At 60.8% G+C, this 26758-nt stretch carries 27 protein-coding genes, 4 tRNA genes and 1 pseudogene; 12 read left to right on the top strand and 20 right to left on the bottom strand.

Annotation, left to right across the window (positions count from 1 at the left end; genetic code table 11):
- Positions 1-11: 11 nt before the first annotated feature.
- The 11 genes and pseudogenes from earP to CXP40_RS00925 form a co-directional block, all read right to left on the bottom strand.
- Positions 12-1154 (bottom strand): elongation factor P maturation arginine rhamnosyltransferase EarP, encoded by a 1143-nt coding sequence (earP, locus tag CXP40_RS00975; protein ID WP_106732234.1) that lies wholly within the window; start codon positions 1152-1154, stop codon positions 12-14.
- Positions 1155-1262: 108 nt separating this feature from the next.
- Positions 1263-1469, bottom strand: coding sequence for a hypothetical protein (locus CXP40_RS00970; protein ID WP_106732233.1), 207 nt, complete (start codon positions 1467-1469; stop codon positions 1263-1265).
- A 348-nt stretch (positions 1470-1817) separates the two neighbouring features.
- Positions 1818-1952: pseudogene (locus CXP40_RS24160) on the bottom strand (type II toxin-antitoxin system HipA family toxin); the annotation flags it as partial.
- A gap of 118 nt (positions 1953-2070) precedes the next feature.
- The gene (locus CXP40_RS00960) at positions 2071-2322 is read right to left on the bottom strand and encodes a helix-turn-helix transcriptional regulator (protein WP_106732232.1); all 252 of its coding nucleotides are present in this window, start codon (positions 2320-2322) and stop codon (positions 2071-2073) included.
- 422 nt (positions 2323-2744) lie between these two features.
- Positions 2745-2831: transfer RNA gene (locus CXP40_RS00955), tRNA-Leu, on the bottom strand.
- 122 nt (positions 2832-2953) lie between these two features.
- A tRNA-Cys gene (locus CXP40_RS00950) sits at positions 2954-3027 on the bottom strand.
- 38 nt (positions 3028-3065) lie between these two features.
- A tRNA-Gly gene (locus CXP40_RS00945) sits at positions 3066-3141 on the bottom strand.
- A gap of 67 nt (positions 3142-3208) precedes the next feature.
- Positions 3209-3769: a CDP-diacylglycerol--glycerol-3-phosphate 3-phosphatidyltransferase gene (gene pgsA, locus CXP40_RS00940; RefSeq protein ID WP_177429606.1), complete on the bottom strand. Its 561-nt coding sequence runs from the start codon at positions 3767-3769 to the stop codon at positions 3209-3211.
- A 33-nt stretch (positions 3770-3802) separates the two neighbouring features.
- Positions 3803-5626: an excinuclease ABC subunit UvrC gene (gene uvrC / locus CXP40_RS00935; RefSeq protein ID WP_106732230.1), complete on the bottom strand. Its 1824-nt coding sequence runs from the start codon at positions 5624-5626 to the stop codon at positions 3803-3805.
- A gap of 2 nt (positions 5627-5628) precedes the next feature.
- On the bottom strand, positions 5629-6273 hold the full coding sequence (uvrY, locus tag CXP40_RS00930) for a UvrY/SirA/GacA family response regulator transcription factor (protein ID WP_099523985.1): 645 nt from the start codon (positions 6271-6273) through the stop codon (positions 5629-5631).
- A gap of 163 nt (positions 6274-6436) precedes the next feature.
- Positions 6437-6524, bottom strand: a tRNA-Ser gene (locus CXP40_RS00925).
- Between the two features lie 164 nt (positions 6525-6688).
- On the opposite strand from CXP40_RS00925, the gene CXP40_RS00920 reads away from it, so the two are divergent.
- The 7 genes from CXP40_RS00920 (at position 6689) to CXP40_RS00890 (ending at position 10931) form a co-directional block, all read left to right on the top strand.
- Entirely contained in the window at positions 6689-7357 is a 669-nt protein-coding gene (locus CXP40_RS00920; protein WP_106732229.1) for a Bax inhibitor-1/YccA family protein, read from the top strand.
- Between the two features lie 126 nt (positions 7358-7483).
- Positions 7484-7876 (top strand): sulfurtransferase complex subunit TusD, encoded by a 393-nt coding sequence (gene tusD / locus CXP40_RS00915; RefSeq protein ID WP_106732228.1) that lies wholly within the window; start codon positions 7484-7486, stop codon positions 7874-7876.
- Positions 7877-8236, top strand: a complete 360-nt coding sequence (tusC, locus tag CXP40_RS00910; RefSeq protein WP_106732227.1) for a sulfurtransferase complex subunit TusC — start codon at positions 7877-7879, stop codon at positions 8234-8236.
- On the top strand, positions 8236-8535 hold the full coding sequence (gene tusB / locus CXP40_RS00905; RefSeq protein ID WP_106732226.1) for a sulfurtransferase complex subunit TusB: 300 nt from the start codon (positions 8236-8238) through the stop codon (positions 8533-8535). The genes tusC and tusB overlap by 1 nt, the downstream gene beginning before the upstream one ends.
- On the top strand, positions 8532-8867 hold the full coding sequence (locus CXP40_RS00900; protein ID WP_106732225.1) for a TusE/DsrC/DsvC family sulfur relay protein: 336 nt from the start codon (positions 8532-8534) through the stop codon (positions 8865-8867). Before tusB ends, CXP40_RS00900 begins: the two co-directional genes overlap by 4 nt.
- Positions 8864-9859 (top strand): glycosyl transferase family protein, encoded by a 996-nt coding sequence (locus tag CXP40_RS00895; RefSeq protein WP_106732224.1) that lies wholly within the window; start codon positions 8864-8866, stop codon positions 9857-9859. The genes CXP40_RS00900 and CXP40_RS00895 overlap by 4 nt, the downstream gene beginning before the upstream one ends.
- 73 nt (positions 9860-9932) lie before the next feature.
- Entirely contained in the window at positions 9933-10931 is a 999-nt protein-coding gene (locus CXP40_RS00890; RefSeq protein WP_106732223.1) for a glutathione S-transferase family protein, read from the top strand.
- Positions 10932-10985: 54 nt separating this feature from the next.
- On the opposite strand, the gene cysG is transcribed toward CXP40_RS00890, so the two are convergent.
- The 6 genes from cysG to ftsK form a co-directional block, all read right to left on the bottom strand.
- Positions 10986-12374 carry a siroheme synthase CysG gene (cysG, locus tag CXP40_RS00885; protein ID WP_106732222.1) on the bottom strand — a complete coding sequence of 463 codons (1389 nt, stop codon included), beginning with the start codon at positions 12372-12374 and terminating at the stop codon, positions 10986-10988.
- Between the two features lie 143 nt (positions 12375-12517).
- The gene (serS, locus tag CXP40_RS00880) at positions 12518-13798 is read right to left on the bottom strand and encodes a serine--tRNA ligase (RefSeq protein ID WP_106732221.1); all 1281 of its coding nucleotides are present in this window, start codon (positions 13796-13798) and stop codon (positions 12518-12520) included.
- 80 nt (positions 13799-13878) lie between these two features.
- Positions 13879-14259 carry a fluoride efflux transporter CrcB gene (gene crcB / locus CXP40_RS00875; protein ID WP_099523962.1) on the bottom strand — a complete coding sequence of 127 codons (381 nt, stop codon included), beginning with the start codon at positions 14257-14259 and terminating at the stop codon, positions 13879-13881.
- Positions 14259-15581, bottom strand: a complete 1323-nt coding sequence (locus CXP40_RS00870; protein ID WP_106732220.1) for a replication-associated recombination protein A — start codon at positions 15579-15581, stop codon at positions 14259-14261. Before CXP40_RS00870 ends, crcB begins: the two co-directional genes overlap by 1 nt.
- Before the next feature lie 3 nt (positions 15582-15584).
- Positions 15585-16211 carry an outer membrane lipoprotein chaperone LolA gene (lolA, locus tag CXP40_RS00865; protein ID WP_106732219.1) on the bottom strand — a complete coding sequence of 209 codons (627 nt, stop codon included), beginning with the start codon at positions 16209-16211 and terminating at the stop codon, positions 15585-15587.
- 125 nt (positions 16212-16336) lie between these two features.
- Positions 16337-18745 carry a DNA translocase FtsK gene (gene ftsK / locus CXP40_RS00860; RefSeq protein WP_371916912.1) on the bottom strand — a complete coding sequence of 803 codons (2409 nt, stop codon included), beginning with the start codon at positions 18743-18745 and terminating at the stop codon, positions 16337-16339.
- 194 nt (positions 18746-18939) lie between these two features.
- Here ftsK and trxB point away from each other — a divergent pair, with 194 nt between their 5' ends.
- The 4 genes from trxB (at position 18940) to infA (ending at position 21744) form a co-directional block, all read left to right on the top strand.
- Complete coding sequence (trxB, locus tag CXP40_RS00855; protein ID WP_106732217.1) at positions 18940-19890, top strand: thioredoxin-disulfide reductase; 951 nt, start codon at positions 18940-18942, stop codon at positions 19888-19890.
- A gap of 56 nt (positions 19891-19946) precedes the next feature.
- Positions 19947-20627 carry a leucyl/phenylalanyl-tRNA--protein transferase gene (gene aat, locus CXP40_RS00850; RefSeq protein WP_106732216.1) on the top strand — a complete coding sequence of 227 codons (681 nt, stop codon included), beginning with the start codon at positions 19947-19949 and terminating at the stop codon, positions 20625-20627.
- 54 nt (positions 20628-20681) lie between these two features.
- On the top strand, positions 20682-21389 hold the full coding sequence (locus CXP40_RS00845) for an arginyltransferase (protein WP_106732215.1): 708 nt from the start codon (positions 20682-20684) through the stop codon (positions 21387-21389).
- A 136-nt stretch (positions 21390-21525) separates the two neighbouring features.
- Positions 21526-21744, top strand: a complete 219-nt coding sequence (gene infA, locus CXP40_RS00840) for a translation initiation factor IF-1 (RefSeq protein ID WP_002553999.1) — start codon at positions 21526-21528, stop codon at positions 21742-21744.
- Positions 21745-21839: 95 nt separating this feature from the next.
- Here infA and clpA read toward each other — a convergent pair whose 3' ends face one another.
- Together clpA and clpS are read right to left on the bottom strand one after the other, a co-directional pair.
- A complete protein-coding gene (gene clpA / locus CXP40_RS00835) occupies positions 21840-24110 on the bottom strand; it encodes an ATP-dependent Clp protease ATP-binding subunit ClpA (RefSeq protein WP_099523948.1) in 2271 nt (756 codons plus the stop codon).
- A gap of 29 nt (positions 24111-24139) precedes the next feature.
- Positions 24140-24502 carry an ATP-dependent Clp protease adapter ClpS gene (clpS, locus tag CXP40_RS00830; protein WP_003460431.1) on the bottom strand — a complete coding sequence of 121 codons (363 nt, stop codon included), beginning with the start codon at positions 24500-24502 and terminating at the stop codon, positions 24140-24142.
- A 230-nt stretch (positions 24503-24732) separates the two neighbouring features.
- Here clpS and cspD point away from each other — a divergent pair, with 230 nt between their 5' ends.
- The gene (gene cspD / locus CXP40_RS00825) at positions 24733-25002 is read left to right on the top strand and encodes a cold shock domain-containing protein CspD (RefSeq protein WP_106732214.1); all 270 of its coding nucleotides are present in this window, start codon (positions 24733-24735) and stop codon (positions 25000-25002) included.
- Positions 25003-25101: 99 nt separating this feature from the next.
- Here cspD and icd read toward each other — a convergent pair whose 3' ends face one another.
- Positions 25102-26358 (bottom strand): NADP-dependent isocitrate dehydrogenase, encoded by a 1257-nt coding sequence (gene icd / locus CXP40_RS00820; protein ID WP_106732213.1) that lies wholly within the window; start codon positions 26356-26358, stop codon positions 25102-25104.
- Positions 26359-26758: the final 400 nt, after the last annotated feature.

Here is a 26758-nt window from a genome sequence, read left to right as displayed (position 1 = left end):
GGTACAGAAATCTAGGCCGCGTATGATAGCCAATTTAAGTAAAACTGTTCCAGCGCCGTGGCAAGATCCGACCGAGCGGCCTGCTGATCGCACCACTGCTCGGCGCGTCGCTGCAGTGCCGGCCATGCCGCGAGAAGCGCTGGCCAGGCCGCTTCCATCCTCTCGCCGGTGTTCCACGCACGCCAGAACTCAGCCTGAGCGGCGGCAGCTTCCGGCATCAGATCGGCGCTGTAGATCGCCAGAAACGCCTCAAGTTTGTCCCAGTGCGCCCCCTCCTCTTGCGGGTAAATGTGCCAGAGCAACGGTCGACCGGCCCATTGCGCGCGGATGAAGGAGTCCTCACCGCGCACCGCATTCAAATCGCAGCACCACAACAGGCGGTCGTAGTCGCCCTGGGCCACGAAAGGCAGCACATGGATCAGCAGATTACCGCGCCTGCTGTGATCACCCGGAGCCAACGCCCCCTCACCCAGCCAGGTCTGCAAATCGGCAAGAATCTTGCCCTGCGGCACCAGCAACTGCGTCGGCTGCGGATCGGCTGCCAGTGCATCCAGCCATCCTGCCAGGCCTGCGTTCTCATAGGCGAATAGAGAAATCAGCCGCGCCCCGGGCTTACGCACCACCCCGAGTGACTGCAGGAACGCCTGCTGCGCCTGTGCGTCAGCCTGAAAGGCACGCCGCCGCGTCAGCAAATCGGCTTCGCGCAGCAAACCGCCCGTGCCCTCCACGAATCCAGGGAAGAAAAAGAACTTCTGCAAGCCTCCAGGCTGCGGCGATGGCAGGCCATGACAGCCTGCGACCCAGTCCTCGGCACTGAGATACTCAAGGTTCAGCCACAAACGGCGCGTACCGCTGACAGACATCGCCTCGATATAAGACGCAGGCAACTGACAGGCGAAGGCCTCGATCACCACTTGCGCGGGCTCAACCGCAGGGAACGGCTCCGCCCACTGGCGCACCTCGACACCACTCCAATGCTGGCATTGAGCATCAAGGCTGGCCTCGGGGCACAAGCGTACGAACGCCCCCAGCTCGTCGACCCACAGACGCACCGCATGCCCCTGCTTGGCCGCCAGTTGCCGAGCCAGCCGCCAGGTCACGCCGATATCACCGTAGTTGTCCACCACGCTGCAGAAGATGTCCCACCTGGCCACACTGCGCCCCTTCGGAAAATGATCGCAATTCTAACCGGCGAGCAAGAAAAAGCCCGCCAGAGGCGGGCCAAGGGGAGCGCTGGAGCGAGCGCGGGGTGAAACAGTGAATCAGGCCAGCATCGAATCGCCGTCACGACGAATAGCGCTGCTGAGCATCCAGACCGCCTGGCAAGCCAGCGCAGCCTCGCGGGAAGCGAAGGGGCCAGCTTTCGGTTGACCGTCCACCATCACCAGCCAGCACGCCATATGACCGTCGGAGCGGAGCTCAGCCGGCACCGCACTACCAACCAGGGAAACCACATCGATACGGGACATCATGACCTCCAATCCAACTCAAGCTCTGTTGGGCTCAACATTAGGCCGATGCCGCGCTAGACAGAAATCAGTGCTCTCGATAGTGACCATGGATATTGCCAATGGCAGCAGCACAGGCGCCGACACAAGCTGCGCCATGCACCTGACAGGCAAGAGTAGCTACGCAAAGACGCAAAGAAAGAAGCCCTCAAGGCCGAAACCTTGAGGGCTCAGATGCGCGTCCAGATACTCGTCATTCCTGCGAAGGTGGGAGTCCAGAAAACAGCGCGTGTCGAACACGTCACCATTACCGCTCTCAGAACAACTCGGGTATCGCCTCCGATTCACTGCAACCGAATTGTCAGCATGCTAGCCAAAGGTCTGCATGAGAGGCTCGGCACAACGCCTGATTGCCGCGACTACATGCGGCGCTTGCTCGGCCAGTTCATCTGAGCGTGTCAGCACCCGCTCCAGCGCACTCAACTGCCTGCGGATTATTTCTTCTGACTAAGCGCGGCCTTCGCCTCGGCATCCTCATGATAGCGAAAGAGATAGTCTCAGCCGCCAGTAAGAATCCACCCACTGTCGCCTTCTGACATTGCAACCTGCAGCACGGCCGTCATCAGTCGAACACTCCATGGATTTCGTCCAATGTGGGCATGGCTGCCGGCACCACGCTCAGCCCACAGTCGAGGGCTGCCAACACCCGCGCGTAGGCAACCATTCCCACCGAGAGATCACCCTTCTTGATGGCAATGATCTTTTGCCGGGTGAGCCTGGCCAGGGAAGCGAGCGCCGCCTGAGTCAACCCACGATTCAAGCGGCGCTGCCGAAGTTGCTCGCCAAGTCGCACCGTGATGAGGGAATAGTCCATGTTCTGTATACGCAACAATTTACATTGGATGTAACGTATACCGAACCAGCGGGGAAATTCGAAGCATGGACGCTCACGCCGCCCGCTAATGCACCAGGTGCGATTGCGACGGCATTGCCCGGGCGTGTGGAATGGCCTGGACCAGGCCCTCTCATACGAAAACGACCAAGAGAGAGCTTGCGCATGGACGAACTCGGGCCGCCACAGGGCAGGGTCAGACTCGAAAGACAGGCCAGAAAGGCTGTAGACGCGGGGCTTCAACCAGGCGATCTACGGGGCCAAAGCAGGCACCGACCTGCTCGAGCAGTACATCAGAAAGCGAAGGGGTAAGAAAATTACGCTGACCAGATGAATTGCGGAAAAGCTTCAGGATTGCGGAAAAGCATTGCACCCAATCCCAATCCTGAAACCCGCGTGAATCATGGTGCCCGAAGCCGGACTCGAACCGGCACGCCATTACTGGCGAGAGATTTTAAGTCTCCTGCGTCTACCGATTTCGCCATTCGGGCGGTAGCGCTGTGCGAAGGACCGGACTATATACAGCCCTCCCTGTCCTCGCAAGGTATGCCAAAGCACATCAGGGATAATGAAAAAGGCCTCGTAAATCATGGATCTACGAGGCTTTTTAAATTGGAGGCTGAGGTCGGAATCGAACCGGCGTTCACGGATTTGCAATCCGGTGCATAACCACTCTGCAACTCAGCCATGAAGCAAACGAGCCGCCTTGGCGACTCGTGTAAAACTGGAGCGGGAAACGAGACTCGAACTCGCGACCCCGACCTTGGCAAGGTCGTGCTCTACCAACTGAGCTATTCCCGCTTGTCTTGTCGACGGGCGCCATTCTATAGAATCGAATCGCGCCGTCAACCCTTTGATTCAAAAATACTTATTTCTTATCCGAGGTGGTGCTGAGGTGCGGCCAGGCGGCCAACAGGTACTGCAGCATCGACCACAATGTCAGCACGGCTGCGACCACCAGAAGGATGTATCCGAGCACAACCCAGAAGGTGAAGACCGGCGGATTGCCCAGCAGAATGACCAACGCCAGCATCTGCGCTGCGGTTTTCCATTTAGCGAGATTGGATACCGCAACGTGTGCACGCGCACCGAGTTCGGCCATCCACTCACGCAGTGCAGACACGACGATCTCGCGGCCGATGATGGTTGCCGCGGCCAGTGTCAGCCAGAGATTGGCGTGCTCGGCAACCAGCAGCACCAGTGCCACCGCCACCATCAATTTGTCCGCTACCGGATCGAGGAAAGCACCGAAGGGCGTGCCCTGCTCCCAACGACGGGCCAGATAACCATCGAGCCAGTCGGTCACGGCAGCAATCGCAAAGACGCCGCTGGCAGCCCAATAGCTCCAGGAGAACGGTAGATAGAACAACAGGATGAAGACCGGGATCAGCGCGACCCGGAGCACGGTAAGCAAGTTGGGGATGTTCATCGGCACAACTAGGCTGCGAGGTGAGCGGGCATTCTACTCGCTGTGCAGAGTGTCATAAATCAACTCGGCGAGCTTTTTACTGATTCCTGGCGCTTTGGCGATTTCTTCGGCGCTGGCACGTGACAATTCCTGCAGCCCGCCAAAGTGATTGAGCAGCTCGCGCCGCCGCTTGGGCCCGATCCCTGCCACTTCTTCCAGCGTCGAGGTGCGTCGTGTTTTGCCGCGGCGCGCACGGTGTCCGGTAATTGCGAAGCGGTGCGACTCGTCACGGATCTGCTGGATCAGGTGCAGCGCCGGCGAATTGCCAGGCAAGGTGAACTCATGCTCGGAGTCGTTCAGGTAGAGCACTTCCAAGCCAGGTTTGCGCGTCGTGCCCTTGGCCACGCCAAGCAGGATCAGATCCGGTACGGCCAGTTCCTGTAGCACCTCGCGCGCCATGGCCAACTGCCCCTTGCCACCGTCCACCAACAGCACATCGGGCAACTTGCCTTCGCCATCCTTGATCTTGCTGAAGCGCCGAGTCAGCGCCTGGTGCATCGCGGCGTAGTCGTCGCCTGCAGTGACGCCCTCGATATTGAAACGGCGATAGTCAGATTTCAGCGGGCCTTCAGGGCCGAATACCACGCAGGAGGCGACCGTCGCCTCACCACTGGAATGGCTGATATCGAAGCATTCCATGCGCTGCGGCGGTTCGTCCATTTCCAGCACGGTAGCCAGCGCCTCGAAACGCTCGGCCAAATGCTGCCGGTTGGCCAGGCGGGCGGCCAGCGCCTGCTCGGCATTGGTCACAGCCAGTTGCTGCCAGCGGGCTCGCGTGCCGCGCACGCGCAAACTGATGCTGAGACTGCGACCGCGCAGAGACTCGATGGCTTCGATCAGTGTGGCGAAATCCTCGTGCTGCACGTTGACGATCAGCTCGCTGGGCAGGTCGCGCTCGGCATTGCCCAGGTAGTACTGGGCGAGGAAGGCCATCAGCACGTCGCCGCCCTCCTCTTCGATCGCCACCTGCGGGAAGAAATTCTTGCTGCCCAGAACGCGACCGCCACGCACGCTGATCAGGTGCACGCAGGCGCCACCGGGAGTGAGCATCACTGCGACCACGTCGACGTCGCCAGTACCGCCTTCCATGCTTTGCTGGTCCTGCACGCGGCGCAGCATGGAAATCTGGTCACGCAGCTCGGCGGCGCGCTCGAACTCCAGGGCCATCGAAGCCTTTTCCATGCTGGCAGAGAGTTCTTCGCTCAGCGCATTGCTACGGCCATCGAGAAACATCACCGAGTGGCGCACATCCTCGGCGTACTCCTCCGGGCTGACCAAGCCGACACAGGGGCCTTTGCAACGCTTGATCTGGTACTGCAGACAGGGGCGCGTGCGGTTTCTGTAGTAACTGTCCTCGCACTGGCGAACCAGGAAGGTCTTCTGCAGCAGGCTCAGGCTTTCGCGAATGGCCAATGCACTGGGATAAGGGCCGAAATAGCGCCCCTTGGCCTTCTTCGCCCCGCGGTGGATGCCAAGGCGCGGAAAGTCGCCGTCGGAGAGAAATACGTAGGGATAGGATTTATCGTCGCGCAGCAGAATGTTGTACGGCGGCCGCCATTCCTTGATCAGGGTCTGCTCCAGCAGCAGCGCCTCGGTCTCGTTGGCGGTGATGGTGGTTTCGATCTGCGCGATACGCGCCACCAGGGCAGCGGTCTTGGGCGCCTGGCCAGTCTTGCGGAAATAACTGGAGAGACGCTTCTTGAGGTTCTTCGCCTTGCCGACATAAAGCAGGCGGGCCTCGCTATCGAACATGCGATAGACGCCGGGGCGCCCACTGCAGGTCGCCAGGAAGGCACTCGAATCGAACGGAACGGACATTATCAGCTGACGGCGTCGACCATGCCGTGGCGAACCGCGAGCAGAGCCAGCTCGACATCGCTGGTGATGGAGAGCTTTTCGAAGATGCGGTAACGGTAGGTGTTGACCGTCTTCGGCGACAGGCACAGCTTGTCCGAGATGTTCTGCACCTTGTGGCAGTTGGCGATCATCAGGGCGATCTGGATCTCGCGCTCGGACAGCAGATCGAATGGCGAGCCACTGTTTTGCGGCTGGAAGGACTTCAGCGCCAGTTGCTGAGCGATTTGCGGATCGATATAGCGCTGGCCGGCGAATACCAGGCGAATGGCCTGCACCATCTCATCCAGCGCGGCACCCTTGGTCAGGTATCCGGCAGCGCCGGCCTGCAGCAAACGCGTCGGGAACGGATCTTCCTCGCACACGGTAACGGCGACCACCTTGATATCAGGATGGCTGCGCATCAGCTTGCGAGTGGCTTCCAGGCCGCCGATGCCAGGCATCTTGACATCCATCAGGACAACATCTGGCTTGAGTTCGCGAACCTTGAGCAGGGCTTCTTCGCCAGTGCAGGCTTGCCCAACCACTTGCAGACCGTCGATATCGGCCAGCATGCGGGTGATGCCCGTGCGAACCAGATCGTGATCATCGACAACCAGGACCCTAATCAATCGCCACCTCGTTGCACCTTGTCAGCCACCGTGCAACGACGGTGAGATTGAACTTGCAGGTCACCTTAACAAAAAGCCAGGGCCTGACCTAGCTTGGCGCACGGGAGTCAAAAAGCAAGCGCCAAATTAGGATCAGCAATCGCGTCGTAGCAATCTGGAGATTTGGCGGAAGCGGTGAGATTCGAACTCACGGATAGTTGCCCATCGACGGTTTTCAAGACCGTTGCCTTAAACCGCTCGGCCACGCTTCCGGATACTGAGTGCAGAGGCCAAGACTTTCACCTCCGCAGTAGTGCGGGCGGCAATCTTACCGGAACGCAACACACTGTCAAACTCTAAGTCTTGGCAGGCAACCCTGCTCTGTTATGATCCAGAGCATTCGTATTTGAAAGCCTCGTACAACAGGAGCGTCGCCATGCAAGAGCGAGATTATGCACTCAACCATTCTCAGGTTGAGCAACAGGAAGTCAGCAGCGTTCTGCGCAACACCTATGGTCTGTTGGCTATCACCCTGGCCTTCAGCGGTCTGGTTGCCTTCATCTCGCAGCGCGCCAACGTTCCTTATCCGAACATTTTCGTCGTGCTGATTGGCTTCTACGGCCTGTTCTTCCTCACCGCTAAACTGCGCAACTCTTCGTGGGGCCTGCTTTCCACCCTCGCGCTGACCGGCTTCATGGGTTACACCCTGGGCCCTATCCTGAACCGCTACCTCGGTACGGCGAACGGCGCTGAGATCATCAGCTCTGCCTTTACCATGACTGCGTTGGTGTTCTTCGGTCTGTCTGCCTACGTGCTGACCACTCGCAAGGACATGAGCTTCCTCAGCGGCTTCATCACCGCCGGCTTCTTCGTTCTGCTGGGTGCCATTGTTGCCAGCTTCTTCTTCCAGATCAGCGGCCTGCAACTGGCGATCAGCGCTGGCTTCGTGCTGTTCTCCTCGGTGTGCATCCTGTTCCAGACCAGCGCCATCATCCATGGCGGTGAGCGTAACTACATCATGGCCACCATCAGCCTGTACGTCTCGATCTACAACCTGTTCATCAGCTTGCTGCAGATCTTCGGCATCATGGGCGGCGACGACTGATAGTGTTGCGTCTCCCCCCGGAAGCCCGCTTCGGCGGGCTTTTTCTTGCGCGTCTGTTTCGTGATTCTTTGTTTGCCAGGCACCCTGGCCTTATCATTGGCCCAGTTTTGCCTCGTCGGACGCCCCATGAAGTTTGCCATCGCCCTGTTCGCCGCCCCCCACCAGCCCGCGTCGCGTCGCGCATTGCGCTTCGCCCAGGCGACATTGGCCGGCGGCCACGAAATCGTTCGCCTGTTCTTCTATCAGGACGGCGTGCACAGTGCCGCCAGCAATGTGGTCAGCCCACAGGACGAGCTGGATCTGCCCAGGGAATGGCGCGAATTCGTTACCGCCAACGGGCTCGACGCGGTGGTCTGCATCGCCGCTGCCCTGCGCCGTGGTGTACTCAATGCCGAAGAAGCGCAGCGCTACGCCAGGTCGGCTGCCAACCTGGAGGCCCCCTGGGAGCTGTCCGGCCTGGGCCAGCTGCATGAGGCCGCGCAACAGGCCGACCGCCTGGTCTGCTTCGGAGGTCAGTGAATGAGCAAGTCACTGTTGATCATCAGCCGCCAGGCCCCCTGGAGCGGCCCTGGTGCGCGTGAGGCACTGGATATCGCCCTGGCCGGCGGCGCCTTCGATCTGCCCATCGGCATGCTGTTTCTCGATGACGGCGTTTTTCAGCTCAGCGCTGGACAGCAACCCGGCCAGCTGCAACAGAAAGACCTCGGCGCCAACCTGCAGGCGCTGCCGATGTTCGGTGTCGAGGCGCTGTACGCCAGCCAGCGCAGCCTGAGCGAGCGCGGCCTTGGCGACCGCGAACTGAATCTGGCAGTACAGCGACTCGACGACAGCGCGCTGACCGCCCTTCTCGACCGCTACGATCAGGTGATCACCCTCTGATGGCCACCCTGCACATTCTCTCCCATTCGCCGTTCACCGATAGCCGCCTGGCCAGTTGCCTGCGCTTGCTGGGCGCAGGCGACGCCCTGCTGCTCACTGGCGATGCGGTCTATGCACTGCAGCCCGGCACGACCAATCTGCAAGCGCTCCAGCTGATGCCTGCCAGTGTCGCACTTTATGCCCTGGACGAAGACCTCTCCGCCCGTGCGCTACAGGCGCCCGAACGCGCTCAGGCCGTCGACTACCCAGAATTCGTCGAGCTGTGCACCCGCTACGCCAAGGTCAACAGCTGGTTATGAGTACGCTCAACGTCGGCGGACGCGACATCGCCCTGGACAAGGACGGCTACCTGATCGACCTGCAGGATTGGTCACGCCCCGTAGCCGAGGCGCTAGCCGCAGCGGAAGAGTTGCAACTGAGTGACGATCACTGGGAAATTCTCGACCTGCTGCGCGCCTTCTACGCCGAATTTCAGCTGTCGCCGGCCAACCGTCCGCTGATCAAGTACGCCGCCATGAAGCTTGGTACGGACAAAGGCAACAGCCTGCACCTCAATCGCCTATTCAAGGGCACCCCCGCCAAACTCGCCGCCAAGCTCGCTGGCCTACCGAAACCGACCAATTGCCTATGAACCTGATCACCCCCGCCGAACATCCCTTCGCCCAGTTCGTGCGTATTCTCGGCAAGGGCAAACGCGGCGCCCGCGGCCTGACGCGCGAGGAGGCCCGCGAAGCCATGGGCCTGCTGCTCGATGGCAAGGTCGAGGACACCCAGCTCGGCGCCTTCCTGATGCTGCTGCGGCACAAGGAAGAAAGCGCCGAAGAGCTCGCCGGTTTCACCGAAGCCATCCGTCCACGGCTCGCCGCCCCGAACATTCAGGTCGACCTGGACTGGCCCAGCTATGCCGGCAAGAAACGTCACCTGCCGTGGTACCTGCTGGCGGCCAAGGCCCTCGCTGCCAGTGGCGTACGCATCTTCATGCATGGCGGTGGTGCGCATACCGCAGGGCGAATGTATACCGAACAACTGCTGGAACAACTGGACATCCCCTGCTGCCAGGACTGGCAAGCAGTGGAGGCGGCGTTCGACCAACACAACCTGGCCTACAGCTACCTGGGCGACTGGATGCCGGCGCTCCAGCGCATGATCGATCTGCGCAACACCCTGGGCCTGCGCTCGCCTATCCATTCCCTGGCGCGAGTGATCAACCCGCTCGGTGCCCGCTGTGGACTGCAAAGCATCTTCCATCCCGGTTACCAGGCCGTGCATCGCGAGGCCAGTCGACTGCTGGGTGATCACGCCATCGTGATCAAGGGCGAAGGCGGCGAGATCGAGGTCAATCCAGACGGTGCCTGCCACCTGCATGGCACCCTCGATGGTGAAGACTGGGACGAAGAATGGCCGGCGCTGTCAGCGCAGCGCCATGTCAAACCCGAGCGACTGGACCCGGCCGTGCTGGGCGCCTTCTGGCGCGGCGAGCACGATGACGCTTACGGTCGCCTGGCGGTCATCGCCACCATGGCCGTCGCACTGCGCGGGTTGGGCCTGGATCGTGAAGCGGCATTCCTGCAGGCCCAGCAGCGCTGGGACGCACGGTTTCAATCTAATCAGTCGATTGCTTAAGCCAGCTTTTTCCACCTTTCAATCGAGTTCATCACGTTAGACTCCAGATTCATTCAAAACGGAGGCACACGTTATGGGCTTGTTGATTGACGGCCGCTGGCATGACCAATGGTACGACACCGGCGACAGTGGCCGCTTCCAGCGCGAAAGTGCACAACGCCGTAACTGGGTAACCGCCGACGGTAGCGCAGGGCCGAGCGGCAGCGACGGTTTCAAGGCCGAGGCCGGGCGTTATCACCTCTATGTATCGCTGGCCTGCCCCTGGGCTCATCGCACCCTGATCCTGCGCAAACTCAAAGACCTCGAATCGCTGATCGATGTCTCCGTGGTGAGCTGGCTGATGCGCGAACAGGGCTGGACCTTCGACCGCGAGTTCGGCTCCAGCGGCGACCACCTCGACAACCTAGACTACATGCATCAGCGCTACACCGCCGACGACAGTCATTACACCGGCCGCGTTACCGTACCCGTGCTGTGGGACAAGCAGACCGGCGGCATCGTCAGTAACGAGTCGGCTGAAATCATCCGCATGTTCAACAGCGCGTTCGACGGCCTGACCGGCAACAGCCTGGACTTCTACCCCGAACCGCTACGTGAGCGCATCGACCAGCTCAACGAGCGCATCTACCCGGCCGTGAACAACGGCGTTTACCGGGCAGGCTTCGCCACCACGCAGGAAGCCTACGAAGAGGCCTTCGACGAACTGTTCGCCATGCTCGACGAGCTGGAAGCACTGCTGGGCGAAAACCGCTACCTGGCCGGCGAATACCTGACCGAGGCGGACATTCGTCTGTTCACCACGCTGATTCGCTTCGATGCTGTCTATCACGGGCATTTCAAGTGCAACCTGCGACGCATCGAGGACTACCCGAACCTGTCCAACTGGCTACGCGAGCTGTACCAATGGCCAGGCATCGCCGAGACGGTGGACTTCACCCACATCAAGTCGCACTACTACGCCAGCCACGCCACCATCAATCCGACCGGAGTGATACCCAAAGGGCCGCAGCAAGATTTCACTCGCACACATGATCGCCAGCGCCTGCCGGGCAAAGGTGTGTTCCAGCGCTAGAAACGCGATGGCTGCTGACTGAAGCCTCGACAACGAGGCTTCAGTCGCTGGGCGTCAGATGCTGTTCTGAGCGCCTTCGAACCAGGCCAGCTTGTCACGCAGGGTGACCACTTCCCCGACGATCACCAGCGTGGGGGCGTGCACTTCGTGTTCGGCGACAAGCTCCGGCAGGGTTTCCAATGTTCCAGTGAAGACTCGCTGATTCTGCGTGGTGCCCTGCTGCACCAATGCCGCAGGCGTGGCGCCTGAACGACCGTGTGCGATCAGTTGCTCGCAGATACCCGGCAGGCCGACCAAGCCCATGTAGAACACCAGGGTTTGCCCCGGCGCGACCAGGTCCTGCCACGGCAAATTGCTGCTGCCATCCTTGAGATGCCCGGTGACGAAACGCACCGACTGCGCATGGTCGCGATGGGTCAGCGGGATGCCGGCATAGGCCGCGCAGCCCGAAGCCGCGGTGATGCCCGGGACGACCTGGAAGGGAATGTCCTCGGCAGCCAGTTGCTCGATCTCCTCACCACCACGACCGAAGATGAACGGATCGCCGCCTTTCAGGCGCAGCACGCGCTTACCCTGACGAGCCAGGTCGATCAGCAACTGGTTGATCTGCTCCTGCGGCACCGCGTGATCGGCGCGACGCTTGCCGACATAGATGCGCTCGGCATCACGCCGGCACAGCTCGATGATGGCGGGCGCCACCAGGCGGTCGTACAGCACGACGTCGGCTTGCTGCATCAGGCGCAGGGCGCGGAAGGTCAGGAGATCGGGATCGCCCGGCCCGGCGCCGACCAGATACACCTCGCCCAGGGCGCGCGGCGCAGCACCGGCCACGCGTGCCTCGAGCAGACGCTCGGCCTCCTCCGGCTTGCCGGCAAACACGCTCTCGGCGATCTGCCCTTGAAACACGTCCTCCCAGAACACGCGGCGCTGCTGCACGTCGGGGAACAGCTGCTTGACCCGCTCACGGAAACGCTTGCCCAGGTTGGCCAACTGGCCGTAGGTGGCCGGAATCCAGGTCTCGATCTTGGCGCGGATCAGCCGCGCCAGCACCGGCGCATCGCCGCCACTGCTGACCGCGACGATCAGCGGCGAGCGATCGACGATGGCGGGAAAGATCACGCTGCACAGCGCCGGCGCATCCACCACGTTGACGGGAATACCCAACGCCTGGGCGTCGGCTGAAATCTGCGCATTGAGCGGCACGTCATCGGTGGCGGCGATGACCAGGGCAACGCCCTGCAGATCACTGCTCGCATAGCCGCGCAGGAAGATACCGTCAGCGCCGGCGAGCGCCTGCAACTCACTGCGGATCTCCGGGGCGACCACGCGCAGCCGAGCACCGGCGTCGCTCAACAGGCGCGCCTTGCGCAGCGCAACCTCACCACCGCCGATCACCAGTACGGGGCGATCCTGCAGCTTGTGGAACAGCGGAAGGAATTGCATCAGATCAGCCTCATCAGAGGTCGGTCGTAGGGTGCGCTGCGCGCACCAATCTACGGTGTAAGGCCCTGGTGCGCATGGCGCACCCTACCTCCGTTGAAACGGGGCAGCTGCTAACGCCCCGTTTTTTGCGTCGTGATGGCCTATCAGCCGATCACTTCGATGCCGCCCATATAGGGTTTCAGCACCTCGGGAACACGAATACTGCCATCGGCCTGCTGATAATTCTCCAGCACTGCCACCAAGGTGCGACCGACCGCCAGGCCAGAGCCATTGAGCGTGTGTAGCAGCTCCGGCTTATTGGTTTCCGGGTTGCGGTAGCGCGCCTGCATGCGGCGCGCCTGGAAGTCGCCGCAGTTGGAGCAGGAAGAAATCTCGCGGTACTTGTCCTGGCTCGGCACCCAGACTTCCAGGTCGTAGGTTTTCACCGCGGAGAAGCCCATGTCCCCCGTGCACAGGGCCAGCTTGCGATACGGCAGTTCCAGCAGCTGCAGCACGCGCTCGGCATTGGCGGTCATGCCCTCCAGGGCCTCGAAGGATTTCGACGGTTCGACGATCTGTACCATCTCGACCTTGTCGAACTGGTGCTGGCGGATCATCCCACGCGTATCGCGGCCCGAGGCGCCCGCTTCGCTGCGGAAGCACGGCGTGTGGGCGACGAACTTCAGCGGCAGCTGTTTGGCATCGAGAATTTCGCCCGCGACGATATTGGTCAGCGACACTTCGGCAGTCGGGATCAGGTACAGGTCGGCCTGGTCTACACGGGCGATCTTGAACAGGTCTTCCTCGAACTTCGGCAGCTGACCAGTGCCCTGCAGCGCCGGGGCTTGCACCAGGTACGGGGTGTAGGCCTCTTCGTAACCGTGCTCGCCGGTGTGCAGGTTGATCATGAACTGCGCCAGGGCGCGATGCAGGCGCGCGATGGGACCGCGCAGCAAGGCGAAACGCGCGCCGGAGAGCTTGGCAGCGGTCTCGAAGTCCAGCCAGCCGTGCTGCTCGCCGAGGGCGACGTGATCCTTGATCTCGAAATCGAAGCTACGCGGCGTACCCCAGCGTGCCACCTCGACGTTGCCGTCTTCATCGGCGCCCACCGGCACGGACTCGTGCGGCAGGTTGGGGATGTTCAGCAGCAGGTTGTCCAGCTCGTTCTGGATAGCGTCCAGCTCACGCTTGCCGGCTTCCAGGTCGTTGCCCATCTGATCGACTTCCGCCAGCAACGGCGCGATATCTTCGCCGCGGGCCTTGGCCTGGCCGATGGACTTGGAACGGCTGTTGCGTTCGGCCTGCAGTTGCTCGGTGCGCACCTGCACCGACTTGCGCTGACTCTCCAGGGCCTCGAAACGGGCGACGTCGAGGGCGAAGCCACGAGTGGCGAGGCGCTCGGCGATTTCGGTGAGTTGCGTGCGGACAAGTTTGGAATCGAGCATGTTTAGGTCTCAATACATCGACGAAAAAAGGTTGCGGCCACCAGCGTGACGCGGGTTGCCGAGTGTAAAGCTTTAGCGGGTCAGGATGCCAATCGAGCCAGGCTCAGACCGGCCCAGGCGGCCAGCAGACCACCAATGATACTGAATGCCAGGTAACCGAAGGCCTCGGGCGCGCGACCGCCCTCCATCAGTTTCATGATTTCCAGGCTGAATGACGAAAAAGTGGTGAAGCCACCCAGAACGCCAGTAATCAGTCCGGTACGCAGCTCCAGCGGCAGATCGGTACGGGTCAGGAACAAGCCTGAAAGCAGACCAATCAGCAGACAGCCGACGACGTTTACCGCAAAGGTGCCCAGGTAGAAATGCCGGGGCCAGTTGCCCGCTACCCAACTGGCAACCAGAAAGCGCATGACCGAACCAGCCGCGCCCCCTACAGCGACGGCAAGTGCTACACGAATCATCATTTTCTCCTCTGCCTCGGACTATTGGCGTCCTGACTGCGCAGATGTTGCAGCTTGTCGCGAATCTTCAACTCCAGGCCGCGTGGCACCGGATCGTAATACTGGCGTGGCTGCAGATTTTCAGGGAAGTAATCCTCGCCCGCCGCATAGGCATCGGGCTCTTCATGGGCATAGCGGTACTCATCGCCGTAACCGAGTTGCTTCATCAGCTTGGTGGGCGCATTGCGCAGGTGCAGCGGCACCTCCTGCGAGCCCTGCTCGGCAGCGTCGCGCATGGCTGTCTTGAAGGCCGTATAGACCGCATTGCTTTTCGGCGCACAGGCCAGATAGACGATGGCCTGGGCCACGGCCAGCTCGCCTTCCGGGCTGCCCAGGCGCTCCTGCACATCCCAGGCATTGAGGCACAGGGTCAGCGCGCGCGGGTCGGCGTTGCCGATATCCTCACTGGCCATGCGCACCACGCGACGGGCGATGTACAGCGGGTCGCAGCCGCCGTCGAGCATACGCGCGTACCAGTACAGCGCACCGTCCGGGCTGGAGCCACGTACCGACTTGTGCAGCGCTGAAATCTGGTCGTAGAAGGCCTCGCCGCCTTTGTCGAAGCGGCGTCGACTATCGCCCAGCAGGTTCTGCAGCAGTTCGACGCCTATTTCGCCGTCGTCTTCCGCCAGATCGGCAGCATTCTCGAGAAAGTTGAGCAGGCGGCGGCCATCGCCATCGGCAGCGGCCAGAAGAATCTGAAAGGCCTCGTCCGGCAGGCTGAGATGGCGATCACCCAAGCCTTTGGGGTCGCTCAGCGCACGATTGACCAGCTTGCGCATCGCCGCCTCGTCGAGGCTCTTGAGCACATAGACGCGTGCACGCGACAGCAGCGCATTGTTCAGCTCGAACGAGGGGTTCTCGGTGGTGGCACCGATGAAGATCAGCGTGCCATCTTCCACATAGGGCAGGAACGCATCCTGCTGACTCTTGTTGAAGCGGTGCACTTCATCGACGAAGAGGATGGTGCGGCGACCGTATTGCGCAGCGTGCTGTTGAGCCACCTCGACGGCCTGGCGGATCTCCTTGACCCCGGACAGCACCGCGGAGATGGTCTCGAAATGGGCGTCGGTGACCTTGGCCAGCAGTCGCGCCAGGGTGGTTTTGCCCACCCCTGGCGGCCCCCAGAAGATCATCGAGTGCAAAGCGCCCTGCTCCAGCGCCTCACGCAGCGGCCTGCCCGGCGCCAGCACATGTTCCTGCCCGACGTATTCGTCTAGGCTGGTTGCACGCAAACGCGCAGCCAAGGGCTGCGCGACGGGTTGGCGGCCGAACAGATCCACGCCTTACTCCTGGATGACGTCCACGCCTTGCGGAATGTCGAAGGTGAACTGGGCGTTATCGACCGGCTCGTTCATCTTCACATTGAGGAACAGGATGTTGGTGCGCTGGCCGATGCTGTCGATCAACTGCATGTCGTTGAGCACACGATTGCGGAACGACAGGCGCAGGCTGTCGAACAGGCTGTCTTTGGCCTTGGGTTTGAGAATGAAGTCGACCACGCTACCGCCTTCCTTGTAGTCGATCTCGAAGTTCTCGCGAATCTGCGACACATCGCCGGACAGCAGCAATGCCGGGGTGTGAGTCAGGCGCTGATCGAGGGTCTGAATGGTGACCTGTTCCAGATCCGGATCATACAGCCAGACTTTTTCACCGTTGGACACCAGCAGTTGCTCCATCGGCTGGTCGGTGTGCCAGCGGAACATACCCGGACGTTTGAGCAGCATTTCCCCGGCGGTTTCCTGCAACTGGGTGCCGCTGGCGTCGAGGGTCAGCTGAGAAAAGCGTGCACTGATGGTCTGCGCCTGGCTGAGCAGGTCGCTCAGGCGCTTGGTGGCCGCTTCTTCATCAGCCTGGGCAGTCAGCAGGGTAAAGCTCAGAGCAGCCAGCATCAGCAGGCGAATAACACGCATATAAACCCCTTGAGTCCGTATGAGAATGGCGAGGCGACTCCGCGCCTCGCATTGCTCGGCAGCGCTTGGCTACCGTGAAGTCTTGTAGACCGCTAATTCAGTGGTTTGTCCGCGAGACGCAACACTCAGTCACGAGATGAACCGGGCGCGAGCACCTCGCGTGATCCGTTGGTATTCATCGAGCTGACCACGCCGGCCATTTCCATCGCCTCGATCATTCGCGCGGCGCGGTTGTAGCCGATCTTCAGCTTGCGCTGCACCGCGGAAATCGACGCGCGGCGGCTTTCCAGAACGAAGTTGACGGCTTCGTCGTACAGCGGATCTTCCTCGCTGCCTTCGCCACCTTCACCGCCGCTGCTGCCCTCGAAGCCGCTGCCACCTTCTTCGGCGCCGGCGAGGATGTCTTCGTTGTAATCCGGCGCTCCACGCAGCTTCCAGGCCTCGACCACGCGATGCACTTCATCGTCGGAGACGAAGGCACCGTGAACACGAATGGGCAAGCTGGTGCCAGGTGGCATGTAGAGCATGTCACCGTGACCCAACAGCTGCTCGGCGCCACCCTGGTCGATGATGGTGCGCGAATCGATCTTGCTGGAGACCTGGAACGCCATACGGGTCGGGATGTTGGCTTTGATCAAGCCGGTGATCACGTCCACCGAGGGGCGCTGGGTGGCGAGAATCAGGTGAATACCGGCCGCACGTGCCTTCTGCGCGATACGCGCGATAAGCTCTTCGACCTTCTTGCCGACGATCATCATCATGTCGGCGAATTCGTCGACCACCACCACGATGGTCGGCAGGGGTTTGAGCAGCGGTGCCTCGTCGTCCATGCTTTCGCGACGGAATAGCGGGTCAGCCAATGGTTCGCCCGCCTCGATGGCATCCTTGACCTTGCGGTTGAAGCCCGCCAGGTTGCGCACGCCCATCTTCGACATCAGCTTATAGCGGCGTTCCATCTCGGCCACGCTCCAACGCAGGGCGTTGGCCGCCTCCTTCATGTCGGTAACCACCGGGCAAAGCAGGTGCGGAATACCCTCGTAGATCGACAACTCGAGCATTTTCGGGTCGATCATGATCAGCTTGGCGTCTTCCGGGCTCGACTTGAACAGAATCGACAGGATCATCGCGTTCACGCCCACCGACTTACCGGAGCCGGTGGTACCCGCCACCAGCAGGTGCGGCATCTTGGCCAGATCAGTGATCACCGGCTTGCCACCGATGTCATGCCCCAGCGCCAGAGTGACCGGCGACTTGGCATCATCGTATTCGGGCGTCGACAGTACTTCGGAGAACCGCACGATCTGACGATTCTCGTTGGGGATTTCGATACCAACGGTGGTCTTGCCAGGAATGACTTCCACCACCCGCACGCTGGTCACGGCCAGCGAACGCGCCAGGTCCTTGGCCAGGTTGGCGATGCGACTTACCTTGACCCCGGCAGCCGGCTGGATTTCGTAGCGGGTGATCACCGGGCCTGGATGGATCGAATCCACCGCGACCTCGACACCGAACTCCTTGAGCTTGATTTCCAGCAGATGGCCGACGCCCTTGAGCGATTCCGGCGAGTACTCGACCTTCTTGGCTTCCGCCGGATCGAGTAGGGAAATCGGCGGCAAGGTGCCTTCCACCGCGCTGTCGACGAACAGCGGAGCCTGCTTTTCCTTCTGCACACGCTTGCTCGGCTCTGGCGCCTTAGCCACGGGTGGCGGCGCGATCACCGGCGCGGGGCGCTTCTCGCGCTCGCTCATGTGCTTGCTCAGCGACTCCTCGCGCTCGAGCAGGCGCTCCTTGACCTTGGCTTGCTCACGACGGTCCGACACCACCGGCGCTGCCACCTCGGTGACCCGCTCGTCCAGCTCACGCAGTTGAATCTTCATCTGCTTGCGCTCGCTACGGGCGTTCCACCAGCCGGTGATCGCGCCGTGAATCAGCTCAATCAGGTCGAGGGTGATCTTGCCGGTCAGGTCCATTACGCGGAACCAGGACAGATCGGTGAAAACGGTCAAACCGAACAGGAACAACGCCAGGAATATCAACGTGCTGCCCTGCACGTTCAGCGCATGCACGGCCAGATCACCCAGGCTGGCACCGAGCATGCCGCCACCGGAGCCCTGCATGCCTGCGGCCGCTGCGAAATGAATATCGCCCAGCGCAGCGCCGGAAAGAATCAGGAAGACCAGACCGATGCTGTGCCAGGAAAACAGCCAGCCGTTCCAGTGCCAGGGCTGATTACGCGTGCGGAACACCTGCCAGGTCTTGGCTGCCAGCAGGAGTGGGAAGATATAGGCAAAGTAGCCCAGTGCGCCGAACAGTGCACTGGAGAGCCAGGCGCCAATGCTGCCGCCGGCGTTGATGACGCGCTCGACCTGCACACTGTTGTCCCACGCCGGATCGGCGGCGTTATAGGTCAACAGTGCCATCAGTAGGTACAGGCACATTGCGCCCAGGGCGATCAATGCGCCTTCCTTCAGTCGATACTGAAGCTTCTGACGCCAGTCGATAATCTGGGTGGTGGAATTCTTCAAAACAGCCATTTCCTGCGCCCTTGGCGCGTCCATCTGATGGTTAACCGCAGAAGCGGCCTATTGTAGGGCCAGCCTGACGCCGAGGCCAATTGCCAAGCTCCCGCACCCACCCCGCTTCGGTGTAGCATAGCCGCCAGCAGCTTCCATGCGGCTCAATTGGAGCACGCATTCTCTTTTGTGACAAAGGCTTATGGGGTTTTTTTATGAGCGAAGTCAAGCATTCCCGCCTGATCATCCTGGGTTCCGGCCCTGCCGGTTACAGCGCCGCCGTTTATGCCGCGCGCGCCAACCTCAAGCCCGTGGTCATCACCGGCATCCAGCCTGGCGGTCAGCTCACCACCACCACCGAAGTGGACAACTGGCCGGGTGACGTCGAAGGCCTCACCGGCCCGGCACTGATGGAACGCATGCAAAAGCACGCCGAGCGCTTCGACACCGAGATCGTTTACGACCACATCCACACAGCCGAGTTGCAGAGCCGCCCCTTCGTCCTCAAGGGTGACAGCGGCACCTATAGCTGCGATGCCCTGATCATCGCCACCGGCGCCAGCGCCCAGTACCTTGGCCTGCCATCCGAAGAAGCGTTCGCCGGCAAGGGCGTTTCTGCCTGCGCCACCTGCGACGGTTTCTTCTACCGCAATCAGGTGGTCGCTGTGATCGGCGGCGGCAACACCGCCGTGGAAGAAGCGCTGTACCTGTCCAACATCGCCAAGGAAGTGCACCTGGTGCACCGCCGCGACAAACTGCGCTCGGAGAAGATCCTGCAGGACAAGCTGTTCGACAAGGTCGAGAACGGCAATATGCGCCTGCACTGGAACCACACCCTGGACGAAGTACTGGGCGACCAGACCGGCGTGACCGGCGTACGCCTGAAAAGCACCGCCGATGGCAGCAGCAAAGAGCTGGCACTGGCCGGCGTGTTCATCGCCATCGGCCACAAGCCCAATACCGAGCTGTTTGTCGGCCAGCTGGACATGCATGACGGCTACCTGAAGATCAAAGGCGGCAGCGAAGGCAATGCCACCGCCACCAGCATCGAGGGTGTATTCGCCGCTGGCGACGTGGCCGATCACGTCTACCGCCAGGCCATCACCTCGGCCGGCGCAGGCTGCATGGCAGCACTGGATGTCGAGAAATTCCTCGACGGCAACTGATGGCACAAGGGCGAGCACCATCGCTCGCCCTCCCCTCCTCCGCTGGACAAGCGCACATGCTGACCTGGCTGCAACGTGACTCACTGCAGTTCCCGCCATTGGCAAAAGCCATGCGCGAACCCAATGGCCTGCTCGCCGCTGGCGGCGACCTGAGTGCCGACCGACTGATCAGCGCCTACCGCCACGGCTGCTTCCCCTGGTTCGATGATGGCCAGCCGATCCTCTGGTGGTCACCCGATCCACGCACGGTACTGTTCCCCGAAGAGCTGCACGTTTCTCGCAGCCTGGCCAAGCTACTGAGACAAAATCGCTACAGCGTCACCTTCGACCGGGATTTTGCGGCCGTGATAAAAGCTTGCGCCGAGCCACGCGCCTACGCCGATGGCACCTGGATCACTCGCGGCATGCAGGACGCCTACCTGCAACTGCACCAGCGCGGCATCGCCCATTCCGTGGAAGTCTGGAACGAGGGCGAGCTGGTCGGCGGGCTCTACGGCCTGGCCATGGGCCAACTGTTCTTCGGCGAATCCATGTTCAGCCGTGCCGACAACGCCTCCAAGGTCGGATTCGCCACCCTCGTCGGCAAGCTGCGTGCATGGGGCTTCGTGCTCATCGATTGCCAGATGCCCACGCAGCACCTGCACAGCTTCGGCGCAAGAGCCATACCTCGCGCGACATTCGCCGAGCACTTGCAGCACCACCTCGATCAGCCAACCACAGCGGACTGGCTCGCCTAGTCGAGCGGCCAAGCCTGGCATACACTCTTAATCAGGCTTTTGCGAGACGACGCCATGACCGAGCTGGCCCGCCTGAAGTTCTATGCCACTCAACCTCATCCATGCAGCTATCTGCCGGAAGAACAGGCCACCACCCTGTTTCTCGACCCCAGCCAGCCCATGGACGTGCAGGTCTATGCCGAGCTGTCGGAACTGGGTTTTCGTCGCAGCGGTGACCACCTCTATCGGCCCCACTGCCAGCAGTGCACAGCCTGCATCCCGGCACGCATCCCGGCCGCGCGCTTTACGGCAAATCGCCAGCAGCGGCGCATCATCAAGCGCAACCAGGACATCGCCGTTCGCTGCGTGCACCCGGTATTCACCGAAGAGTATTACGCGCTCTATGTACGCTACATCGAGCAGCGCCACGCCGACGGTGATATGTATCCCCCGAGCCGAGAGCAATTCTCGACCTTTCTGATTCGCGATCTGCCATTTTCACGCTTCTATGAGTTCCGCCTGCAAGACAAGCTGGTCGCCATCGCTGTCACCGACGTTCTGCCGAATGGCCTGTCGGCCGTCTACACCTTCTACGATCCGGCTGAAGAGCGCCGCAGCCTTGGCCGATTCGCCATCCTCTGGCAAATCGGCGAAACCTCGCGCTTGGGGCTGGAGGCCGTCTATCTCGGCTACTGGATCAAGAACTGCCGCAAGATGAACTACAAGACCCAGTACCGCCCCATCGAACTTTTCGTCAATCAGCGCTGGACGCTGCTTACCTAGCCGCTCTACCAGCCACCCAGACGCTCGACAATCCAAGCCACTTGGCGCAGCCCCCTGTTTTCGGGCACAATGCACGCCGCTTTTGCCTGGCGCCAGTTGCACCGGGCCATTTCCTGGATACCGAGGGCTTTACTGCATGTCGAAAGAAGACAGCTTCGAAATGGAAGGCACTGTCGTCGACACCCTGCCCAACACCATGTTCCGCGTGGAGTTGGAAAACGGGCACGTCGTTACCGCGCACATCTCCGGCAAGATGCGCAAGAACTACATCCGCATTCTCACTGGTGACAAGGTGCGTGTTGAGCTGACACCTTATGACTTGAGCAAAGGCCGCATCACCTACCGCGCCCGTTAAGCCAAGCACCAAACGAAAACGCCCGGCTTATGCCGGGCGTTTTCGTTGGCTCAGCAAAAGCCGCCAGGGCTTTCGCTGAGCGTGAGGCCATTCGATCAGGCGACCTCCGCCGCCGTCTCGAACTCGAAGCTGGGCTCGCCATCCTTGATGTCGACGTGTACCACGCCGCCATGCTCGGCCAGCTCGCCGAAGAGGATTTCCTCTGCCAGCGGACGCTTGATCTTGTCCTGGATCAAACGCGCCATCGGCCGCGCGCCCATCATCACATCGTAACCGCGCTCGGCCAGCCAGCTGCGCGCCGCATCGCTGACTTCCAGCGTGACACGCTTGTCTTCCAGCTGCGCCTGCAGTTCGGTGAGGAACTTGTCGACGATGCTCTTGATGGTCTCGTGGCTCAGGCGACCGAACTGGATGATGGTATCCAGGCGGTTGCGGAACTCCGGCGTGAAGCTCTTCTTGATGACTTCCATGGCATCGGTGGAATGATCCTGCTGGGTGAAACCGATCGAGGCACGCGAGGCGGTTTCCGCACCGGCGTTGGTGGTCATGATCAGGATCACGTTGCGGAAATCCGCCTTGCGCCCGTTGTTGTCGGTCAGCGTGCCGTGGTCCATCACCTGCAGCAGCAGGTTGAAGACTTCCGGATGCGCCTTCTCGATCTCATCGAGCAACAGCACGCAGTGCGGCTGCTTGGTGATCGCCTCGGTCAGCAGGCCACCCTGGTCGAAACCGACATAACCGGGCGGCGCACCGATCAAACGCGACACGGTATGGCGCTCCATGTACTCGGACATGTCGAAACGCACCAGCTCGATGCCCATGGCCTTAGCCAGCTGCCGTGCTGCTTCGGTCTTGCCCACGCCGGTGGGGCCGGCGAACAGGAAGGAGCCGACCGGCTTGTCCGGCGCCTTGAGGCCGGCACGCGACAGCTTGATGGCGGTCGAGAGCGAATCGATGGCGGCGTCCTGACCGAAAACGGTCAGCTTCAGATCGCGCTCCAGATTACGCAGCAGCTCCTTGTCGGAGCTCGATACGTGTTTTGGCGGAATCCGCGCGATCTTGGCGACGATGTCTTCGACCTGGGCGACTTCGATGCGCGACACCCGCTTGTCTTCCGGCTGCAGACGCTGGTAGGCACCCGCCTCGTCGATCACGTCGATGGCCTTGTCCGGCATGTGCCGGTCATTGATGTAGCGCGCGGCCAGCTCAGCCGCTGCACGCAGGGCCTCGTCGCTGTACTCGATGTGGTGATGCTGCTCGAAGCGCGCCTTGAGCCCCTTGAGAATGCCGACGGTATCCTCTACCGAAGGCTCGACTACGTCGACCTTCTGGAAGCGTCGCGCCAGCGCGCGGTCCTTCTCGAAGATGCCGCGAAATTCCTGGAAGGTGGTGGAGCCGATGCAGCGAATCTCACCCGACGACAGCACTGGTTTGAGCAGGTTGGACGCATCCATGACCCCACCCGACGCCGCGCCCGCACCGATGATGGTGTGGATCTCGTCGATGAAAAGGATGGCATGTGGACGCTTGCGCAGCTCATTGAGTAGCGCCTTGAAGCGCTTCTCGAAGTCGCCGCGATACTTGGTGCCGGCCAGCAGCGCACCGAGATCCAGCGAATACACCACGCTGTCGGCCAGCAGATCAGGTACCTGCTCGTCGACGATACGCTTGGCCAGACCTTCGGCGATGGCGGTCTTGCCGACACCGGCCTCACCTACCAGCAGCGGGTTGTTCTTGCGCCGACGCGCAAGGATCTGCGCAACGCGCTCGACTTCATGCTCACGCCCCACCAACGGGTCGATACGCCCCTGGCGGGCCAGCTCATTGAGATTGCTGGCGTAGGCATCCAGTGGATTGCTGGAGGTAGAGGACTCGCCGCCCTCCTCATCCTGCATCTCCTGATCGTTCTCGTGGTGGTCGCCGTGCCCCGGCACCTTGGAGATGCCATGGGCGATGTAGTTGACCACATCGATGCGGGCCACACTCTGCTGCTTGAGCAGGAACACGGCCTGGCTTTCCTGCTCGCTGAAGATCGCGACCAGCACGTTGGCGCCGGTCACTTCACGCTTGCCGGAACTCTGCACGTGGAAGACCGCGCGCTGCAGAACACGCTGGAAACCCAGGGTTGGCTGGGTTTCGCGGTCTTCATCGTGCTGAGGAATCAATGGCGTAGTGGAGTCAATGAACTCCTGCAAATCGTGGCGTAGCTTGTCGAGGTTGGCCCCACAGGCCCGCAACACACTGGCGGCTGCCTCGTTGTCCAGCAAGGCGAGCAGCAGATGCTCGACCGTCATGAACTCATGACGCTTGGCACGGGCCTCCTTGAAAGCCAGATTGAGGGTGACTTCGAGCTCTCGATTCAACATAGCTTCACCTCATACCCAAGTGGCCGGCGTTAACCGTCCTTCTCTATTTCACAGAGTAGCGGATGCTGGCTCTCTCGCGCGTACTGATTGACCTGCATTGCTTTTGTCTCCGCAATATCGCGGGTGTACACACCACATACCGCACGCCCCTCTGTATGGACGGCGAGCATGATCTTGGTTGCCAGCTCCCGGTTCATGCCGAAAAACGTTTCGAGCACTTCGACGACAAAATCCATCGGGGTGTAGTCGTCATTGAATAAGACCACCTTGTACATCGGTGGTGCCTGCAATGCTGGCTTGGATTCCTGAACAGCAATACCAGAGGAGTCATCCTCATGCTCTGCCGGGTGATCCTGATTGAATGTTAGTCGAATCTGGCTACTTGCATGCATGCTGAAATCAGAGGTTCAGGGCTGGGCGAACGGGGATGCTAGAGGGAGTTTGACTGAGTTCTCAGCCATCCGCCGTATAGCCTTGACTAACGGCAAAAGGGTGTTACAACAAATGAATACCCACTGGTGGGTATCAGGGATTCCACGCCTTCGCCCAGCCTGGTCGGTTATCGCGCGGAATGAAGTGGATGATACTCCAGAGATGGAGTCCTTTGCAGAGGGATATCAGCATGCTCAGCGGTAAGGTCAAGTGGTTCAACAACGCCAAAGGCTATGGATTCATCCTGGCCGACGGCCGAGATGAGGACCTGTTCGCCCACTACTCGGCCATCCAGATGGACGGTTATAAAACGCTCAAGGCCGGTCAGCCGGTCCGCTTCGAGATCGTGCAAGGCCCCAAAGGACTGCATGCGGTCAATATCAGCGCAGCCAGCGCCACTCAGGATGCCCCCGTGGCAGCCACCCAGACGCAGAGTATCGCGAGCACTGTCGAAGTCTGAGCATCCTGACCCACAGCTTCATCGAATACGAAGCACATGGATGTGCTGAACACGAAAAGGCCGGTCATTGACCGGCCTTTTTTTCACACCTTAATTAGCCTACATATGGCTGATCATCGCATCTCCGAACTCGGAGCACGACATCAGCTTCGCACCTTCCATCAGACGTTCGAAGTCATAGGTCACAGTCTTCGCAGCGATGGCGCCGTTGGTGCCTTTGATAATCAGATCGGCCGCCTCGGCCCAGCCCATGTGACGCAGCATCATCTCGGCAGAGAGGATGACCGAGCCGGGATTGACCTTGTCCTGACCGGCGTATTTCGGCGCCGTGCCGTGAGTCGCCTCGAACATCGCCACGGAGTCGGAAAGGTTGGCACCCGGCGCGATACCGATGCCACCGACTTCGGCCGCCAGGGCGTCGGACAGATAGTCGCCATTGAGGTTGAGCGTGGCGATCACGTCATATTCGGCCGGACGCAGCAGGATCTGTTGCAGCATGGCGTCGGCAATCACATCCTTGACCACGATATTCTTGCCGGTACGCGGGTTCTTGAACTGCATCCAAGGGCCGCCATCGAGCAACTCGGCACCGAATTCGTCACGTGCGATTTCGTAACCCCACTCTTTGAAGGCACCTTCGGTGAACTTCATGATGTTGCCTTTGTGCACCAGGGTTACCGAACTGCGATCGTTGTCCACGGCGTACTGCAGCGCCTTGCGCACAAGGCGCTTGGTGCCAGCTTCGGAAACCGGCTTGATGCCGATGCCACACATATCGGTGAAGCGGATCTTCTTGACGCCCATTTCCTCGGTGAGGAACTTGATGACCTTCTCGGCTTCGGGGCTGCCAGCTTTCCATTCGACGCCGGCGTAGATGTCCTCGGAGTTCTCGCGGAAGATCACCATGTCGACGTCACCCGGCTTCTTCACTGGGCTGGGCACGCCTTCGAACCAGCGCACCGGGCGCAGGCAGACATACAGATCGAGCTCCTGACGCAATGCCACGTTCAGTGAGCGGATGCCGCCACCAACTGGCGTGGTCAGCGGGCCTTTGATCGAAACCACGTAATCACGCACAGCCTCGAGGGTTTCTTTCGGCAGCCAGGTGTCCTGATCGTACACCTGAGTGGCCTTTTCGCCGGCATAAACTTCCATCCAGGAGATCTTGCGAGCGCCGCCGTAGGCTTTTTCGACGGCGGCGTCGACGACTTTGATCATCACCGGGGAAATATCGACGCCGATACCATCACCCTCGATGAAAGGGATGATCGGGTTGTTCGGAACAGTCAGCGACATATCGGCATTAACGGTGATTTTGTCACCGGTGGCTGGCACCTGGATCTTTTGGTATCCCATGCTGGACTCCATCTTGTGGTTAGGAGCCTGCCGAACTTGACACTGTTCTACTGCGGAAAAGCCGGATTGGTCATTTTCTCCGCTTTTTCTCGTCAAATAGCTGGCTATTCTTCTCGAAAATTCGAAAAAACTGCCTCAACCCGGGCTTTCCCTCGCAACGAACGGCCAAGCCCGCAAGGCTCCGACAGTGTGCACTCCCGAGAGTAGCGCAAAGCGTCCGGTGAAACATATGTGCAAAGGTCTTATTCAACTGGGCATTCTGCGGCGAGGTGCCGCAGTGGTATACTGCTTAGGTGACTAACGAGTCATAAGGGGTGACCTGTCTGGAACCAGACAGCAACCTCTTGAAACCGGTAAACGGCAACCACTGTCTGCCGGCTCGAACTGCTCGACACTCTAC

The sequence above is a fragment of the Pseudomonas sp. YY-1 genome, assembly GCF_002843095.1.
Taxonomy (GTDB): Bacteria; Pseudomonadota; Gammaproteobacteria; order Pseudomonadales; family Pseudomonadaceae; genus Aquipseudomonas; species Aquipseudomonas sediminis_A.
The sequence above is the reverse complement of the archived record's forward strand: the minus strand, read 5'-3'. Positions and strand labels throughout refer to the sequence as shown.